The sequence below is a fragment of the Glaciimonas sp. Gout2 genome (assembly GCF_035018905.1).
Classification (GTDB): Bacteria; Pseudomonadota; Gammaproteobacteria; order Burkholderiales; family Burkholderiaceae_D; genus Glaciimonas.
The window spans coordinates 110,610-129,623 of sequence record NZ_JASJXA010000007.1 but is presented as its reverse complement, the minus strand read 5'-3'; the positions used below and the strand labels follow the sequence as shown (position 1 = coordinate 129,623).

At 50.2% G+C, this 19,014-nt stretch carries 11 protein-coding genes; 8 read left to right on the top strand and 3 right to left on the bottom strand.

Translation table 11 applies throughout. The annotated features are described in order from the left end of the window. The first annotated feature begins 82 nt into the window (after positions 1-82). The gene (locus QN379_RS07435) at positions 83-997 is read left to right on the top strand and encodes a LysR family transcriptional regulator (protein ID WP_322237867.1); all 915 of its coding nucleotides are present in this window, start codon (positions 83-85) and stop codon (positions 995-997) included. A gap of 169 nt (positions 998-1,166) precedes the next feature. Here the strand turns inward: QN379_RS07435 and QN379_RS07430 are convergent, their stop codons facing one another. Continuing rightward, complete coding sequence (locus QN379_RS07430; protein WP_322237869.1) at positions 1,167-1,610, bottom strand: thioredoxin domain-containing protein; 444 nt, start codon at positions 1,608-1,610, stop codon at positions 1,167-1,169. A 152-nt stretch (positions 1,611-1,762) separates the two neighbouring features. On the opposite strand from QN379_RS07430, the gene tsaB reads away from it, so the two are divergent. The 4 genes from tsaB to QN379_RS07410 are packed head-to-tail and all read left to right on the top strand — an operon-like array spanning position 1,763 to position 4,992. Continuing rightward, a complete protein-coding gene (gene tsaB / locus QN379_RS07425) occupies positions 1,763-2,479 on the top strand; it encodes a tRNA (adenosine(37)-N6)-threonylcarbamoyltransferase complex dimerization subunit type 1 TsaB (RefSeq protein ID WP_322237871.1) in 717 nt (238 codons plus the stop codon). After that, complete coding sequence (gene rimI, locus QN379_RS07420) at positions 2,476-2,991, top strand: ribosomal protein S18-alanine N-acetyltransferase (RefSeq protein ID WP_323506382.1); 516 nt, start codon at positions 2,476-2,478, stop codon at positions 2,989-2,991. Before tsaB ends, rimI begins: the two co-directional genes overlap by 4 nt. Further along, positions 2,988-3,956 carry a uracil-DNA glycosylase gene (locus tag QN379_RS07415; RefSeq protein WP_323506381.1) on the top strand — a complete coding sequence of 323 codons (969 nt, stop codon included), beginning with the start codon at positions 2,988-2,990 and terminating at the stop codon, positions 3,954-3,956. Before rimI ends, QN379_RS07415 begins: the two co-directional genes overlap by 4 nt. Then, positions 3,937-4,992, top strand: a complete 1,056-nt coding sequence (locus QN379_RS07410) for a DUF1853 family protein (RefSeq protein ID WP_323506380.1) — start codon at positions 3,937-3,939, stop codon at positions 4,990-4,992. The genes QN379_RS07415 and QN379_RS07410 overlap by 20 nt, the downstream gene beginning before the upstream one ends. Before the next feature lie 136 nt (positions 4,993-5,128). Here the strand turns inward: QN379_RS07410 and lplT are convergent, their stop codons facing one another. Continuing rightward, a complete protein-coding gene (lplT, locus tag QN379_RS07405; RefSeq protein WP_322237876.1) occupies positions 5,129-6,391 on the bottom strand; it encodes a lysophospholipid transporter LplT in 1,263 nt (420 codons plus the stop codon). Between the two features lie 263 nt (positions 6,392-6,654). On the opposite strand from lplT, the gene alr reads away from it, so the two are divergent. Continuing rightward, positions 6,655-7,743, top strand: coding sequence for an alanine racemase (gene alr / locus QN379_RS07400; RefSeq protein WP_322237878.1), 1,089 nt, complete (start codon positions 6,655-6,657; stop codon positions 7,741-7,743). Between the two features lie 382 nt (positions 7,744-8,125). Continuing rightward, positions 8,126-9,499: a DNA repair protein RadA gene (radA, locus tag QN379_RS07395; protein WP_323506379.1), complete on the top strand. Its 1,374-nt coding sequence runs from the start codon at positions 8,126-8,128 to the stop codon at positions 9,497-9,499. Positions 9,500-9,705: 206 nt separating this feature from the next. Here radA and QN379_RS07390 read toward each other — a convergent pair whose 3' ends face one another. Then, the gene (locus QN379_RS07390) at positions 9,706-10,338 is read right to left on the bottom strand and encodes a glutathione S-transferase family protein (protein WP_322237882.1); all 633 of its coding nucleotides are present in this window, start codon (positions 10,336-10,338) and stop codon (positions 9,706-9,708) included. A gap of 829 nt (positions 10,339-11,167) precedes the next feature. On the opposite strand from QN379_RS07390, the gene QN379_RS07385 reads away from it, so the two are divergent. Further along, positions 11,168-18,961 (top strand): YDG domain-containing protein, encoded by a 7,794-nt coding sequence (locus tag QN379_RS07385; protein ID WP_323506378.1) that lies wholly within the window; start codon positions 11,168-11,170, stop codon positions 18,959-18,961. Positions 18,962-19,014 lie beyond the last annotated feature (53 nt).

The window sequence follows — 19,014 nt, the reverse complement described above, 5'->3', positions numbered from 1 at the left end:
CACAGGTAGATAGTTAGATTGAGTAAACACCAGATTTAGATGACTTAAAATGTAGTAAATCTCATAAAGGATGCATAAAAATATGGATCGCCTACAGTCAATGCGGGTATTTTCAAAAGTGGTGGAGCAGGGTAGTTTTGTTGGCGCGGCCAAAGTTATGGAGCTGTCCAATGCGGTCGTTACCCGTCACGTCGCTGATTTGGAAAACCATCTCGGCACGCGTTTATTGAATCGATCAACACGTCGAATGTCATTGACCGAAACCGGGCAAGCTTATTTGGAGCGCGTACGCAGCATACTTGCCGAGATAGACGAAGCTGATGCGGTTGCTTCAGCAGTATCCAAAAGGCCTGCAGGAACCTTAAATATCTATTCTCAAATTAGCTTTGGGCAATTGCAATTAACCCGCTTATTACCCAAATATTCTATGCAATACCCAGATGTCGCGCTTGACGTCACAATGTCGGATCGTACGGTCGATTTGGTCGAAGAAGGTTTCGATGTTGGTATTTTTACGGTATTTCAGAAGTTCGACGTCAGCATGGTAGCCCGCCAATTGGGGATTGCCGAAGTATTGTTATGTGCTTCGCCCGATTATCTGCGCAAACACGGTAGTCCTCAACTACCCGAAGATCTTCAGCACCATGCGTGCCTCAATTTCTCTTTAGAGCATCTCCGCCATCATTGGAGTTTCCACTCGCCAGATGGGGTCTCGACTGTACCGATTACGAGCAAGGTGATGTCGAATAATGCTGACTTGTTGCGTCATTGCGCTCTTGCCGGAATGGGAATTGCGATGCGCAGTTCGTATTCGCTCGGCGATGATCTGCGAACAGGGAGTCTGGTACGGGTCCTGGCGGATCATCCCATCAGCAAGGTTTCGGTGCAATTGGTGTATCCGAGTAGACGGTTATTGTCAGCCAAAGTCCGCAGTTTTGTTGACTTTATGATGGCTGAATTTCCGTATCCAGATCGCGATCCCTGGTTGGCGGGGTAATATTGTTTTAGGACGCGCTCAAAATTAGCGGCAGGATTTATTAGGCTTAATGGTTCGATGCTAAACGGGACTCAAAAATTTCCTGTTTCGAGGGCCATAACCGCATATTTGGATATTTACACCATCTGAAACCTAAGTTAAGGCGCTGACGCGATAGTCCGCAACGAGCTTAGGAGAGGTTTTTTTTTGCAACAGCGTTTTGAAGCCGTAATACCAAATTGCCATTGCTTTGCCAATGACGTCGTTCGGCGGTGCTGTGAGCTTCAGCGGCCAGATCGGCTGGTGATTTTTTATGTTGCGCCAAGAATATACGTTCAGCTAACCGCAGGTCGAGTTCGACGGGACCAAGAAATGTGACGACTTGACCACGCTGAATCAGCAATGTCGGAAAATCATCCACGTCAAGATCATCCATAAGATCGGCTTGATCCTCAATATCAATCCAAACAAATCGCGTATCAGGGTGGCGGTGCGCCAATGCCGTAAAGTTTATTTGATATTCACGACAACTCCCACACCATGCAGCGCAAAGGCAAGCGACCACCCAGCCGTCATCAGCCAGAATCTGAGCAAGTTGGGGGCGATTTTCGTTATCAATAATCAGGACAGGCATTACACTATTTTACCGTGACTAGACTTTTCTTGGGGTGTTCAAAACGGCTTCTGAGGCGTAAGAGTGGTGTACAGGCAAAATTTATTCAATGTCGCGATGAGAACCATCGATTGAAACTGCGCTGGATCGGTCTGGCGCGGTAAAATAGTGGTATGCCGATTATTCTAGCCATCGAAACTTCAACCGAACTTGCCTCCGCTGCGCTACTGCGCGATGGTCAGGTATTTAGCCGTGAATCCGCCGGCGTTCAAACCCATTCCCACACCATTTTACCCATGGTACAAAGCCTGCTGGCTGAAGCCGGTATCAGCCTGGCGCAATGTGATGCGCTGGCATTCGGTATCGGCCCCGGTTCGTTTACCGGGGTTCGGACTGCTTGCGGTATTGTTCAGGGGCTGGCGTTTGGCGCTGCCCTGCCGGTATTGCCGATAGTCACTTTGGCCGCCATGGCGCAAGCTTGTCAGGAGGCAGTTGGTGCCAATGAAGTGCTGAGTATTCTGGATGCCCGCATGGGCGAGGTTTACTGGGCACAGTATCGCTATACCAATGATGCATGGGAGATTGTTGTTGAGCCAACGCTTTCCGCACCCGCACACGTATTACCGTTAGATACGTTGGTGCTAAATACGCCATCGGCACTACTGGCGTGTGGCAATGGATTGTCGGCTTACGCCGAACTGTTTGCTGCGGCCCCATTTGCCGCAAATGCACAGCCTGGACTCATGCCACATGCGCGGCAAATCGCACGGCTTGGTTTAAAGGCATTTGAACAAGGTCTAGGTCTGCCAGCGGTTGAGGCACAGCCGCTTTATCTTCGCAATAAAGTGGCTTTTACTACAGCAGAACGCGCTGCCAAGGTGGCAGTATGAGTGCGAGCCTGGGACCAATAAGTAACGATAAAAGTAACGATAAAAGTAACGATACTTTACTATCGCCATTTTCTTTCATGCCCATGTCAATTGATGACCTGGAGGAAGTGGTCGAAATCGAAAATCGGGTGTATTCGCATCCATGGACGCATGGTAATTTTGTTGATTCCATCGCGCATGGTTATCAATGCTGGACACTACGCCATGCCAATCAAGAATTGCTTGGCTATTTTTTTATGATGTACGTTGTGGATGAAGCACATTTATTAAACATCAGTGTCCACGCCAATTATCAGGGGCGTGGTATTGGTATGCAGTTACTTGATAAGGTCGCGCTGCTGGCACGAGAACACGCTATGGCGTCAGTGCTTCTGGAAGTGCGACCATCCAATCCCCGCGCTATCGTCATTTATCAGCGCTTTGGTTTCATCGAGATTGGCCGGCGGCCATCGTATTATCCCGCTGCTGGTAATCAACGTGAAGACGCCATCGTCATGAGGTTGTCGTTATGAATACCTCGACGCGGCGTGCTATTTTTCTTGACGAGTGCGGTGTCGGTCCTTTGTGGGTGCGACGTCACGCTGAGATTGTGCAACTGGTAACCCAGCCAGAGGTCTTGATAGCCGAGATTGCGAATGCTCCTGTTGGTACAATAGTTGCTCTGGCGCCTGCGATCCTAAAGGCGGAATTTGTTGATAGTGTTGCTATAATATTAACTCCAGCGCTTGCGCTGCCAGCAGCGCAAGCGCCTGGTGCCCAAGCTGAAGCAGACGATTTAATGTCAGCCTGGGAAGAGACATCGTTGCCGATATCTACAGCGCCGACTACATTCGATCCATTGCAGCAAATACCGCAGAATATTGCGACCGACTCCGACACGGTTCTAGCCGATATCGCTGGAATGGATTGGCGGCAACTTAAGGCTGCAGTGAGTGAATGCACCCGCTGCGGTTTGTGCCACGGTCGTGCGCATACGGTATTTGGTGTCGGTGACGAACGCGCCAAATGGCTATTCATTGGAGAGGGACCGGGTCAGTCCGAAGATCAAGTTGGCGAGCCATTTGTCGGCCCGGCTGGCAAATTGCTCGACAATATGCTTTTAGCGATAGGTGTCAAGCGCGGCGAGAATGCCTACATCGCTAATATCGTCAAATGTCGCCCTACCAATGATGAAGGTCATGACCGATCACCGTCAGCCGAAGAAATCGCCGCATGTCTACCGCATCTCCAGCGGCAGATTGCGCTTATCGAGCCCACTGTTTTGGTCGCTTTAGGTAAAACAGCGGCGCTGGCACTGTTGGCATTAGATCCGTCAACGCTGGTCGCCTCATTGCGTGGGACGATACATCGTTATGCTGGATTGCCGTTGGTGGTGACTTATCATCCCGCCTATTTATTGCGTAAGCCAGCAGATAAAGCCAAAGTATGGAGTGATTTGTGCCTCGCGATGACCTGCCATGCGCCCGTTCTCGAATAGCCGCAGCACGTCGACATCCTTTCCGCAGGCGTCCTCGGACCATTGGGATGGCTTTCAGGGCCGGTTTCATCAGCGCTGGAATCACCTCAATGATCACCACGTCAGAGCGCTTGCCTGGCTGCTTGACTCTCCCGATTTACTGAATACCCAGGCATCGCAATGGCAGGGCAAGATTGCCCACATCGGGCGCGCGGATGATGGCAATCTTAAAGTAAATCAACGCTGGGCGACATGGCTTGAGGCGCTGGATAGCAAGCCCGAAAAGCTTCAGGTTTTACATGCTTTTATGGATACTCTTTCATCCACGCGGCTGGGACTGTATGCAGAAAAGTTAATGGCATTTTATTTTCAGCAACAAGAAATATTGGTCGCCCATGGGTTGCAGGTCAGAACCGAAAAAGGATCTACCGTCGGTGAATTTGACTTTCTTTTACGGCAGCCATCCGGCTTAGTCCATTGGGAATTTGCTACCAAATTTTATCTGCTGGAAACGGTAGACGGTAATTTAGTGGCCGATGATTTTATTGGCCCTAATCTCACAGATTCGTTAGGCCAAAAAATCCAGAAAATTCTTAGTCGCCAATTGATGTTGTCGCAGAATCCAGTGGCTAAAGCGTATTTAACCGAACCAGTAGTTTCTGCTCTGGCCCTAATCAAAGGTTGGCTGTTTTATCAACATGATGGATTCATTGTTCCCACTGGGCTAGGTGTTTCGGCTGGACATTGCCGTGGTTATTGGTGCGCGTGGTCGCAGCTTGTGATTGATGACAACTTTCGTTATCTGATTCTGCCGAAACAACGCTGGTTGGCACCTGCAAAGGCGTCTCTTACAGATACGTTAACTGCTGCTGAGCTAAGTAATGCCCTGTTGTTGCATTTTAATCAGGACAGCGGACCGGTATTACTGGCAACTTTACGGGTCTGCGATAACGAGGGATTAGAGAGCAGAAGGGGATTTATCGTGCCAGACGATTGGGCGACGCGAGCTGCAACGACGCGAAGACTGGCGACGGTGAAGGTTGCACTTAAGTCCTGACTCCGTTGGCATCAAGCTGTTATGAACGATTTGTAAAACCGGAGTAGATGGGTAAACGTCCCACTTCTACAATTCAATCCCTTCACGTACAACTCAATCTATTCAAAGAATCATATTCAGAGAATCAATCAGCGCCTCAATGTTTGTGCTCACCGATCAAAGCCAGCGAATCATGCTCTCGTTGATTGGCAGAATGTTTGCGCATCACCAAAAACATGGTGCCGGATACAAAGACACCAAACATGATGATGACCAGATTGACGTTCAAATCTAGTTTTACCATTACTGCATACAGTACCAACATGGTTAATACTGACAAGTTCTCATTGTAATTTTGTACTGCGATCGAGTGGCCGGCGCTCATCAGGACGTGACCACGATGCTGGAGCAAGGCGTTCATTGGCACTACAAAGTAGCCAGAAAGCGCACCAATCAGCACTAATAACGGATAGGCCACCCAAATTGAGTGAACAAGTGTCATTGACATGACAACCAAGCCCATGACGATGCCCATCGGCATCACGGACAGCGACTTCTTTAGTGGGACAAAGCGGGCGGCCGCCACGGCCCCGATAGCAACGCCTACTGCAACGACGCCTTGTAAAATTGCCGCTTTATCAAGGGGCATATGAAGTGACTTCTCCGCCCATTTCAGCACGATGAATTGCAGCGTGGCACCCGCGCCCCAAAACAACGTGGTGACAGCGAGAGAAATTTGTCCCAGTTTATCTTTCCAGAGCGTGGCATTGCAGCGGGCAAAGTCAGCGACCAGTTTGATTGGATTGCGCTCCTGATGCGGATAACGCACGCCTGTATCCGGAATTTTCAGATTAAAGATGGTGGCTACAATGTAAAGGCCAGCGATCACGCTAAGTGCCGCCTGAGTTGGTGTATTCGGACTCCAGTTAAGGATCGGCACATGCAGCGTCAAAAGTACCGCCGAGACATGCGGATTGACCAGCGCGCCACCCATTACTGTGCCAAGAATGATGGATGAGACCGTTAAACCTTCAATCCAGCCATTTGCGGCTACCAGTTTTTCTGCCGGTAACAATTCGGTCAGAATACCGTATTTAGCAGGGGAATATGCTGCGGCACCGAAGCCCACCATTGCATAGGAAAGTAATGGATGGATGCTGAAAAACATCATCACGCAACCGAAAATTTTGATTAAATTGGTCACGAACATCACGCGCCCTTTGGGCAGTGAATCGGCGAACGCGCCGACAAAAGGCGCTAAAACGACGTAAGACAAGACAAAAAACAATTTGAGTAACGGCGTCATCCAGGTCGGTGACGACATTTCAATCAATAATGCTATCGCCGCTATAAGCAGGGCGTTGTCAGCCAGCGAAGAAAAAAACTGCGCCGCCATGATGGTGTAAAAACCGCGATTCATTCGCATCTTAAAAATGTTGTTCTTAGTGTCCCCGGCATGCTTTATACCATGAAAATATCGCTCGCCCAAGTTTAAGGCAAGCTTGTATTCCAATTTGCTTGTAAAGAACGTTGGTCCAACGTTGGGCCAACATTAATGCACCGATTTGCCCGTCTATTGTTTGACTTTAAGTTATTTCCTTGAATAAAAAATGGAGGATTCGTGTTGCCTTGGCATCCGGTAAAATAGGCAGTCAATCACATTTTCATGAGACAGCCATTCTTATGCCAAGGCCTATTCTTGCCAGCGTTGATATTTCAGCCTTACAACATAATTTGCGCATCGCCAAAGCGCGTGCGCCGCACGCCAAAGTCTGGGCAGTCGTTAAAGCAAATGCCTACGGTCACGGTCTGGAGCGGGGAGTGCGCGCCTTTGCCGAAGCCGACGGACTAGCCTTAATTGAGCCGGATTATGCAGTGCAGCTGCGTGAACTTGGCTGGAAAAAGCCGATATTATTATTGGAAGGATTCTTTGATGCGGATGACCTCGATCTTGTTATCAGCGCAAAACTAGAAACCACCGTCCATTGTGATGAGCAAATTGCATTACTGGAGCATGCATTGCCAAAGCAACAAGTGCCTTACAAGTTATCGATTCATCTTAAAATGAATAGCGGCATGAACCGTCTCGGTTTTGCGCCCGAAGCTTTCCGTGCGGCATACCAACGTCTGCGTGCAATGCCGGAAATTGGCAGCATCACGTTAATGACCCATCTCGCTAATGCCGACGATCCCTTTAACCCCGGACTGCCGTTAGAACAGCAGCTCGCCCGTTTTGAGCGCGGAATTGCCGACCTTCCGGGCGATCATAGTGTGGCCAATTCAGCCGCCGATTTGATGCACCCCGAGTTACGCTCTGATTGGGTTCGGCCCGGCGTCATGTTATACGGCGCAACGCCGGGTGGTGGAACCGCAGAATCGTTCGGTCTGCGCGCTGCGATGACGTTGACTAGCAGGATTATCGGTATGCAGAAAGTTGCCGTCGGAGAAGCGATCGGCTACGGCAGCCGTTTTGTTGCGGACGAACCGATGATTGTAGGTGTCGTTGCCTGCGGTTATGCCGACGGATACCCGCGTCATGCACCAACCGGTACGCCAGTGATCGTGGATGGTGTTCGGACTAGCACCGTCGGACGGGTATCGATGGACATGTTCTCGGTCGATCTCACGAACGTACCGGGTGCGCATGTGGGTAGCGAAGTGGTGCTGTGGGGAAGTGCGCTATCCGTTGATGAGGTCGCACACGCGGCCGGTACTATCGGTTATGAGTTACTCTGCGCTGTTGCACCGCGCGTTCGATTTATCGAGATCTGAAGCGATGGGCGATTGAAGGAGCAATGTAAGGATTGAGGATGACTGTTGATGCACCTGAGTAAGGTTTGTTTTAGCGTGTGTTAATGTTAAATTTAGTTTGTATGCTTACCAGCCCGTGGTGTCAGCAATATTCCTCAATCAGCATCGGCTTTTGGTGACTTAGTTTGTGACTTAGCTGTTTTGTTCTTTATTTCCATCGTTTCACCTCATATTTTCCGAGCCATATTAAATATGTTTTGGAGTGGCCTCAACGAGACCACTGTTATTAAACGTTCCGCTTACCGAACATTATTAAGCGTTGCACCAAGTTGAGATTGTCGCCTTTCTTAGCCATGGTCGCGCTCTGGTTTGTCCCTTTTTTATAGAAACGATTCCGATCCTGATGGCCAAAGCAAAAACCAATTACACCTGCACCGAATGCGGCGGCGTTGCTAACAAATGGACTGGGCAATGTCCAGCCTGCGGACAGTGGAACACGTTGGTCGAAACCATCGTCGAATCCGGCAGCAATCGGTTTTCAATTCAGCATCAAGGCTTGGCACAGACCGCGCCGGTAGTCAGTTTGTCGGATATCGATGCGATTGATATCCCACGTTTTGGCACAGGAATCGAAGAGTTTGATCGCGTGCTGGGCGGCGGTTTGGTGGCTGGCGGCGTAGTATTAATCGGCGGCGATCCCGGTATCGGTAAGTCGACGTTGCTATTGCAGGCGCTGGCAAATCTCTCTCGTGTCAAAAAAGTGCTGTACGTCAGCGGCGAAGAGTCGGGTGCGCAAATTGCCATGCGCGGCAAACGGCTGGCGGTAGACGCCAAAGACCTTAAATTACAGGCAGAAATTCAGTTAGAAAAAATTCTCAGCACCTTGGTTGAGCACAAGCCAGAAGTGGTGGTGATCGATTCGATTCAGACCGTCTACTCCGACGCTCTGTCTTCTGCGCCCGGTTCGGTCGCGCAAGTGCGTGAATGCGCAGCGCAGTTAACCCGCGTTGCCAAGCAGACCGGCATCACCATCATCATGGTCGGTCATGTGACAAAAGAGGGCGCATTAGCGGGACCGCGCGTTTTGGAGCATATCGTCGATACCGTCCTGTATTTCGAGGGCGATACCCATTCCAGCTTCCGTCTGGTGCGCGCTGTCAAAAATCGATTTGGTGCGGTCAATGAGTTAGGTGTTTTTGCAATGACCGAAAAAGGGCTGAAGGGCGTGTCTAATCCTTCCGCATTATTTCTCTCGCAACACGATGTCGCTGTGGCCGGTTCCTGTGTGATGGTCACGCAGGAAGGAACACGCCCTTTGCTTGTTGAAATTCAGGCGCTGGTCGATGCATCGCATGCGCCCAACGCACGTCGTCTGTCGGTCGGTCTTGACCAAAACAGACTCGCCATGTTACTGGCAGTTTTGCATCGTCACGCCGGGATTGCTGCATTTGATCAGGATGTGTTTATCAATGCGGTCGGTGGTGTAAAAATTACTGAACCGGCGGCTGATCTGGCGGTATTGCTGGCGATTAATTCATCCATGCGCAATAAGCCGCTACCGCGTGGTTTAGTTGTCTTTGGTGAAGTTGGACTAGCCGGTGAAATTCGGCCAGCGCCACGGGGGCAGGAACGCTTGCGTGAAGCAGCAAAATTAGGATTTTCGATTGCGGTCATTCCAAAATCGAATGTACCGAAACATAAAATCGAAGGTTTAACCGTGATCGGTGTCGAGCGGATTGACGACGCACTCAATAAAATACGGGATGCGGGAGAGTAGGGCCACGTAGCGCTATCGGATATCCATATCAAAAATAATCGCCGACGCGTGATCGTATACAACTAGAGTCTAAGAATAGATTAGCACCGTGCTGAATAGCGTAAAGTGGTGCTATTTTAATGGCTGTACTATTTGTATACATCAGGCTTGTCGCTGAGTAATATTTTTTACTCTATATGAGTGCGCGAGTGTTGCAAGAAGACATCCTACATAATTTTAGCCGTAATGGTTTGCGCATAAGGGACCGAATCCTTAAACGATGGTCGCAAGTCAAGCCGATCATTAAATAATGCAAGCTCTGGATACAGCGTGCGCCACGGCAGTTCCTGAAAGCGTACCGAGAGATAGCCGACAGCCGTACCAACAGCAATGTCGCCAAGTCCAAAATGTTCACCTACTGCGACATTCCGTGAGCCAACAATTTTAGCCATCTCAGCCAAACCACCCTCAATTTTTCGACGCTGACGCGCAAGCCATTCTGGGCTTCCGCCACCTTCACGTGTTTTCTCGAACAGCGTGAGCACAACCGCATCGCATATGCCATCGCATAGCACCTCCAGTTTTCGCGCAATAAGCCGTTCATCGATATCCTGTGGCAGTAGCGGTATTTGAGGATATTTCAACTCCAGATATTCCAGAATATAGCTTGATTCATAGACGCCAGATCCGTCCTCAAGAATCAATACCGGGAGCTTTTCCAATGGATTGTAGCGCGGGGTACTGGTTGTGTCATGCCATGGAATTTCGGTGATCAGTTCGAAAGGTATCTTTTTTTCGGCCAATGCAATGCGTACCTTACGTGCGTATGGACTAGGTGTTGCGCTGATGAGTTTAAACATATGATTTTCCTTAAAATTGATTCCGAATCAGAGTGACTACATTCACTAGCAGTTTCCAAAATTCTGATAATTCATTTTTAAAAACTGCAAAGCCTATCGCCGAATGTCGGTTACCGCACACCCCATACGATCTGCTGCAGATAATTGTCAGCATACGACAAAGGCGATAGACGTTGTTACGAACATTCTCGACTCAACTTGAACCGACGCGCACGCCAATGGCAATCGGGGACGCCGACGTCTTCTGTTACGGTTAATTCTGTTGTAGTTCAATGACTAGTCAATGCATCGACTGCCATCATCGGTTAAGCCGAAATATAGTATACGTATTGCCTAAATGCATCTGCTTCCCTCCGCTTTTGTTGTATTTTGTTGTAACTGGACACATCAGGATCCTTATTGGATTTTTGCATTTTAGTGCACTAGATTTTCTTCGCAGTGCATCAGAAGAATTATGCATATCCCCAATTCTCAATGTCAGAAACTATCGATATTGGTCGGTTTGCTGACATTATTTCCTGAATATAATTATTTCATGAAAGATGGTACTCGGAAGCGATTCGGCGGTCAGGAGCACATCGTGATGCATCCGCGAGGGCAGTCTGCGTCGTTCATATTACGGCACTGCAACCAAACGCGGAACAAGCCCAGCGCATCAATGTCGCGCGCACCTCCTCCTAGTGTATTTGGTCTCGGTATCACTTTACGACTCCAACCAGTTTCAAGCTCCCCCGGAACAAGACTGCAGTGCAATCAGTAGGCGCGGAATGGCTTCTTAATAGAAGCGGACGTGCGCCCCATTCAAAAACACGCTTCTAAAAAAAATAACATGAACAATATTTACCGTCTGGTCTGGAATCGCGCCATTAATCAATGGGTGGTAGCCTGCGAATTTGCCCGCAGTACGCAGCGCGGTGCAAGCTGCACGCGTCGTGCCGGCACTAGTCTGCGTAGCGCCATTCCTATGCTTTCTTTACTGTCTATTTCGCTAGGCCTTGCAGGGATTGTTCAGGCCGCACCATTTGGCGGCCAGATAACGGCGGGAACCGGCACTATAAATCAGGCAGCATCCACCACTACGATTCAGCAATCGAGCCAAAATCTGTCGCTGAACTGGCAAGGCTTTAATGTGGCTGCTAATGAGGCGGTAAATTTTGTTCAGCCGGGAAGTAATTCAATCGCAGTTAATCGGATTCAAAGTTCAACCGCAAGTCAGATACTCGGGCATCTGAATGCCAATGGTCAAGTGTGGTTGATTAACCCGAACGGGATTTTATTCGGTCAGAACGCGCAGGTTAATGTCGGTGGTTTAGTGGCTTCGACTCTAAATGTGTCGGATAACGCCCTTGGATCAAGCAGCGTCAGCTTTAGCGGCTCTGGCACCGGCAGCATAATTAACAAAGGAACGATCACCGCGGCTAGCGGAGGCTATGTCGCGCTGATCGGTAATACTGTCTCGAATCAGGGTGTCATTTCTGCCACGCTAGGAACGGTGGCGCTGGGTGGCGGCAGCGCTGAGACATTGACGTTTAGCGGTGACCAGCTAGTCCATCTGCAAGTTGATCAAAGTACGTTGGATAACCTTGCCGAAAACAAGCAATTGATCCAGGCTGATGGCGGTCAGGTGACTATGACAGCCGGTGCAAAAGACACAGTATTGGCCAGTGTGGTGAACAATACCGGTGTGATTTATGCGCGTACCGTCAACGATCACAACGGTGTCATCACTTTGTTAGGCGGCATGCAGTCTGGCCAGGTCAATGTTGGTGGCACGCTGGATGCCAGCGCACCCAATGGCGGCAATGGTGGTGCTATCGAAACCAGTGCAGCGCAAGTAAGGGTTGCGAACAACGCAATCATCACTGCCAGCGCCAGGCAAGGGCAGGCGGGCACATGGTTAATTGATCCAACTGACTTAACTATCGACGCCAGCGCAGCAACGACGATCGCCAGTACGTTGACGGGCGGAACCAGCGTTACCGAGCAGACGACTGCCAACGGTGCGAGTGGATCGGGTACGCAAACGGCTGGTGCAGGTGACATTAATGTCAATGCGGCGATCAACTGGACCAATGTAGATCCCAGTATAAAGTTGACGCTTTCCGCTTATCATGCCATTAACGTCAACGCTGCCGTTCATGGTACGGGTTCCGTAGTCATGGAAGCAGCCGGTGGAAATATAACCATCGGTTCTGCCGGTTCAGTAAGTGGTGATGCCGGGGTCACCCTGGCTACCGGGGCAAATTTTGTCAATAACGCGGGTGCCTCGGCGGTGTCAGCATCGGCCTCAAAATGGGTCATCTATTCCACGAGCCCAACATTAGATACGCTTGGTGGACTAATCCCCAATTTTATCCAATACAACGCCCCCTATCAAACCACGCCAGCCTTAGCCGCAGGTAACGCTTCTCTGTATAGCATCGCGCCCACATTGACTGTGACAGGACTGTCAGGAGCGGTAAGCAAAACCTACGATGGCAACACGAGTGCAGCGCTATCAGCCTCAAATGTTGCTGTGTCGGGCTTGATAAATAGCGATACGTTTGCATCCATGGCGGGTATTTTTGGATCATCCAATGCTGGTACTAATATGGCTGTTTCGTCCTCGCTTGCATCTGCAGGTTTATTGGCAAAAAATACCGCCGGTATTGACGTATATGGTTACGGGATTGTCGGCCCGGCTGTAACTGCAGGTATCGGTACTATTACACCAGCGGCGCTCACTGCATCGATAATAGGTACGCCTGCCAAGGTGTATGACGGTACGATGACTGCAACCTTAATTGCGTCAAATTACGCGCTTGCAGGATTCACGGCCGGTCAGAGCGCCACCGTGAATCAACCTTCCAGCGTGTCATACGGTGCGGCCAATGCCGGCGCACAAACGGTCTCCGCGACCTTTTCTACCTCGAATTTTGTCGCCGGCGGCAGTACCAATTTACTCAATTACACTTTACCTACATCGGCCAGCGGAGCCGGAGTAATCAATAAAGCGGCAGTCGAAGTGACAGGTGTTCTGTCAAGCAACAAAATTTATAACGGAACAGCCACGGACGCATTAAATACTACTAATGCAGGAATCTATGGTGTTATTCCAATCGATTCTGGTGCTGTTGTCTTAGTCAGTAGCGGTGCGAGCGGTCAGTTTTTGACGTCAAATGTCGGTAACAATCTAGCAGTAAGTGTTAGCGGTTTTGCTTTGTCGGGTAATAGCGCAGCCAATTATCAAATAGTTGAGCCATCGAATCTGGTAGCCAATATCACACCAAAATCTCTCACGATCACCGGTTTGTCAGCAACCAATAAAGTTTATGATGCCACGCGTGCAGACGCCCTGAACATCAGCGGTGCTGCGCTATCCGGGGTGGTGAATAGCGATGCATCCAACGTCTCACTTTCTTCGTCCAATGCGACCGGCGCGTTTGCGTCAGCTAACGTTGGTAGCGCATTAGCGGTGTCTTCATCAGGATTTGGCATTTCGGGCACGGCAGCTTTAAATTATCAACTCGTTCAGCCCACCGGTCTCGTGGCGGATATTACACCAGCGGCGCTTGCCATTTCACTCATCGGCAATCCCACCAAGGTGTATAACGGCAGCAGTACCGCCGCGCTCGGAACCGGTAATTTTTCTGTCTCAGGTTTTATATCAGGGGAAAGTGCAACAGTTTTACAAACTACATCAGCGACGTATAGTTCTCCAAATGCGGGTACGCAAGCCGTTACCTCTACTTTATCTGGGCCTGACTTTTCAGCAGCAAATGGCACTTTGCTGTCAAACTATAGCTTCCCGTCATCAGTAACTGGTATCGGCACTATCACGCCAGCACCATTGACGGTGGCTATTGCTAATAACCCGACTAAAGTTTACGACGGCGCGACAACAGCCACGCTAAGTGGTGGAAATTATGCGCTAAGTGGCTTTGTTCCAGGGCAAAGTGCGACCATTAGTCATGCAAGCGGTGTTTATGCTTCTGCCAATGTCGGGGTCGAAGCCATTACGACCAGCGTGCTTCCGTCGGACTATACCGCTGGACAAGGCACATTGCTGTCGAACTATATTCTTCCTGCCAGCGTTTCCGGTTTCGGAACGATCACGCCTCTCGCTATTTTGATGAATGTGCAAGCCTCCATCATCAACAATCCGTCAAAATCTTATGATGGCTCCTCGGTGGCGACATTGAATTCGTCTAACTATTCTCTATCAGGATTTGTGCATGGTGACGGTGCTTCAGTTAATCAAACGGTTGGGCATTATTCGTCCGTCAATGCAGGCGCCCAGCCTGTTAGTGCCACGCTGACCACGCAAGACTTCGTCGCCAATGCAGGCACTACTCTGACTAACTACACATTGCCGACCACCGCTTACGGGACTGGCACGATTACACCGATTCCGCTTTCGGTCTTGATCGTCAATAATCCAACCAAAACTTATAACGGTGCGACGTCCACCGTATTGAGTGCTTCAAATTACGTCATCTCTGGATTTATTGGTAGTGAAAGCGCACAGATCAATCAATCTGCATTAATCAATTATGCCGCGCCAAACGCTGGCGCACAGGCCATTACAGCCACGCTGATGTCGTCTGATTTCACGCCAAACGGTGCGGTGCTTACAAACTATGTGCTGCCGACATCGGCTGTAGGGACGGGCCATATTACGCCTGCACCACTTTATGTCAGAGGGGTATTGGCAACTGATAAGGTCTACAACACTACAACGGCAGATGTGTTGAATACAACCAATGCATTGTTGAGCGGCGTGGTTGCCAGCGATGTTGCTAACGTTACGCTTGTCGATGGAAGTGCTTCCGGAACGTTCTCGACTGCCAGTGCGGGCAATAATCTGGCTGTATCGCCAACTGGATTCTCGCTTTCCGGTAGTGCCATTGGCAACTATGTTTTACAACCCATCACAGGATTGGCGGCTAATATCACCCAGGCATCATTAAGCATACTGGGCGTTACAGCAAGTAATAAATCCTACGACGCGACTAATGCGGCGACGTTGAATGACGCAAGCGCTAACTTGTCCGGAATTTTGACCGGATCAGCAGGACAGGACAGCGTGACATTGATAACGTCTGGAGCAACCGGCACGTTCGGTTCGGTTAATATCGGCAACCAGTTGGCTGTCGGAGCAAGCGGATTTGCGCTCGCTGGAGCGCAAGCCGGAAACTACGTGTTAAGTCAACCAACCGGTCTGACAGCGGATATTACGCCAGCTGTTATCACTGCGGTGATTATTGGTAATCCTACCAAGTCATACGACAGTTCCTCCTCAACAACCCTGACCGCGGCAAACTATACATTGAGCGGTTTCGTCGCAGGCCAAAGCGCTGCGGTTCCGCAATCGGCTACAGCTAACTACACATCACCTGATGCGGGAACGAATGTTAGCGTGGCATCGACGCTCGTGCTTTCAGATTTTGTTGCAAGCGCCGGCACACAATTGTCCAATTACGCGCTACCGCCGACTGCCGCTGGACTTGGTACGATCACGCCCGCCCAACTCACGGCCATAATTGTCGGTAATCCGACTAAAACCTATGACAACACTACACCGGCGGCATTAACCAACACAAATTTCATGTTGTCAGGATTTGTCGGATCGCAGGGTGCGGCAATCAACCAGACTGTTGGCACGTATGGATCGGCGAATGCAGGGCCAGAATCAGTATCAGCGAGTTTGACTGCAAATAATTTTTCGACAGCAACCGGAACTAATTCCAATAACTACATATTTCCAGTATCCGCAGTAGGCAATGGGACGATCACGCCCGCACCTCTGTCGGTGCTTCATGTTTCAACCACGCCGCGTGTTTACGACGGCACGACGGTTGATGTACTAACCGGCGCTACCCTCAGCGGCACTGTTTACCTTCCCGATGCCCCGATACTGGGTAATTTTGCAACAGGCACACTTAGCTCGAGTGGAAATGTTGGTACCGATACGGTGACGACAGCCATGACGTTGACGGGTCCTGGGAGCAGCAATTATATCGTCACGCAACCGACTGGATTGACTGCAGTGATTAGTCCTGCAATCTTGAGCGCCACCTCCGCAGTCAGCAGAGCCTATGACGGGACCAATGTGGCGAATCTGAGCGGAACCCATACCACTTTCAGTGGTTTCGTCAGCGGTCAGGGTGCAAGTGTTAAAAGCGGCGTCACCGGCACTTTCTCGCAACCCAACTTTGGCTCCGCTCTAGCCATCACAGGCGGCGCGCTAACGACCGGCGATCTGACCGCCAATAACGGCACATTGCTGACCAACTACACATTGCCTGCAAGTGATAACGGCATCGGTAACATTACGCCTGCAATATTGACTTACGTGGCGACGCCAGTAAGCTATCAATACGGTCTTAATATACCTAGCGTTCAAGCCGGCAGCGTCACCGGTTTTGTGCACGGCGAAACTTTATCCAATGCTACTACGGGCACTCTTGCATTCGATAATAGGACTGCAACAAGTACTAGCAATGTCGGCGCCTATTCTATCGATGGCAGCGGCCTAACCGCGAATAACGGCAATTATACTTTTGTTGCAGCGGCAGGAAACGCAACCGCACTGAGGATTACGCCCGCGCCATTGACGGTGATAGGTGTCGCGACCACGTCGCGTGTCTACGATGGCACAACCGTTGACATCCTCACCGGTGCGACCCTCGCTGGCACTTTGTACAATCAGGACACGCCAACGTTGGGTAATGCCACGACAGGCACGCTTGGCAATAACGGTAATGTCGGTAACGATACAGTGACCACTGCGATGACATTGACGGGAGTGGGTGGGACTAACTACGCCATCACGCAACCTACCGGTTTGACTGCAATAATTACGCCGGCAACCTTGAGTGCAACCTCGACAGCGACAAGAGCATATGACGGCAGCACGATGGCTGACCTGAGCGGTAGTCATACCGTCTTTACCGGTTTTATAAGTGGTCAGGGCGCGGTTGTTAAAAGTGGCGTGACGGGCAACTTCTCACAGCCTGACGTGGGCAATAACCTGAGCATTACGGGCGGCGCTTTAACGGCTGGTAATCTGACGGCCGCCAATGGCACGTTACTATCCAATTACACGCTTCCATCAAGGGACAACGGAACAGGTAGCATTAGCGCTAAAGTGATTAATCTGACCGGCGCCCGAATTTATGACGCCCTCATTGATGCCGACGCGAATATTTTCGGCACTATCGCAACAGGCGTGAGTGGAGAGAGTTTGTCACTATCTGGTAGCGGTAGTTTGAGTAATAAATCGGTTGGATCGCGTAGCGTCCAATCACTCGGTTCATTGCAGCTTGTCAGTGGCACGGGCCAGGCCAGCAATTACACTTTAGTCGGCGGCATCGACACAGCCACCATCACACCATTAGCCATCACGGTTAATGCTACTGGCCATACTAAAGTCTATGACGCGAATACCACGGATGCCGTCACATTAGCCAGCACCGGTGTGCTGAGTATGGACGCGGTGACCTTTGCCAATAGCGCTGCTAACTTTACCGATAAGAACGTCGGTCAGAGTAAAACGGTGAACGTCACCGGTATTACCAAGACTGGTCTCGATGCAGGTAATTACAGTATCAACACTGCAGCAACCGCGACCGCAAACATCACGCAGCTAGCAATCACCGTCAACGCCACTGGCACTGACAAAGTGTATAACGCCAATACTATCGATACCGTCACATTAGCTAGCACTGGCGTATTAAATCTGGATACGGTGATCTTTGCCAATAGCGCCGCTAACTTTACCGACAAGAACGTTGGTCAAACTAAAACAGTGAACGTCACAGGCATCATCAAGACCGGTATTGACGCCGGTAACTACAGCATCAACACCGTCGCAACGACTACTGCCAACATCACACCGTTGGCTATCACGGTTAATGCTGTTGGAACCGACAAGGTCTATAACGGCAACGCGATTGATACCGTGACATTGACTAGTGCCGGTGTATTAGGCACAGATAAAGTGGCCTTTACCAATGCCGCTGCCAATTTCACTGACAAAAATGTCGGTCAGCAAAAAATCGTAAGCGTTACAGGCATCGCTGACAGCGGTATTGATGCAGGCAATTATGTATTCAGCAGCGCTGCCGCGACCACCGCTAGCATCACACCGGCTATCGTCAATCTCAACGGCTCGCGTTTGATTGATGGGTCGACTAATGCCAGTGCCGGAATTTTCGGTACCAGCGGTACGGTTTCCGGATCCAATGGTGAAACACTGGCGTTAACAGGTAGCGGCACACTTGCCAGCAAAAATATCGGCATTCAACCGGTCGTTTCTCTCGGCAACCTGGCGCTGAACGATGGCACGGGTCTGGCGAGCAATTACACCTTAATCGGAGGAGTCGATAGCGCCAACCTTATTTCGGCATCAGAGCCGATCATGTCGATGGCCTTCATTCAATCGTTTCTCAATACTGATAGTGCTATCCCAACTCCTTACGGTATTGCCTCTTCAAGCGCGATTGCAAACTTTACCGGCAACCACAAAAAAACACGTTACAACCCGATTGAAGCTAGCGGAAGTGTTTCAGATTTCCAACCGGGTCTTGATCTCAATGTGCAGGACGCCGGCGTGCGCTTGCCAAATGGCGTCTCGCCATGATCATCCAATATTTTCGGAAACAGACCTCACGCCACCAAAGGTTTTCCACATCT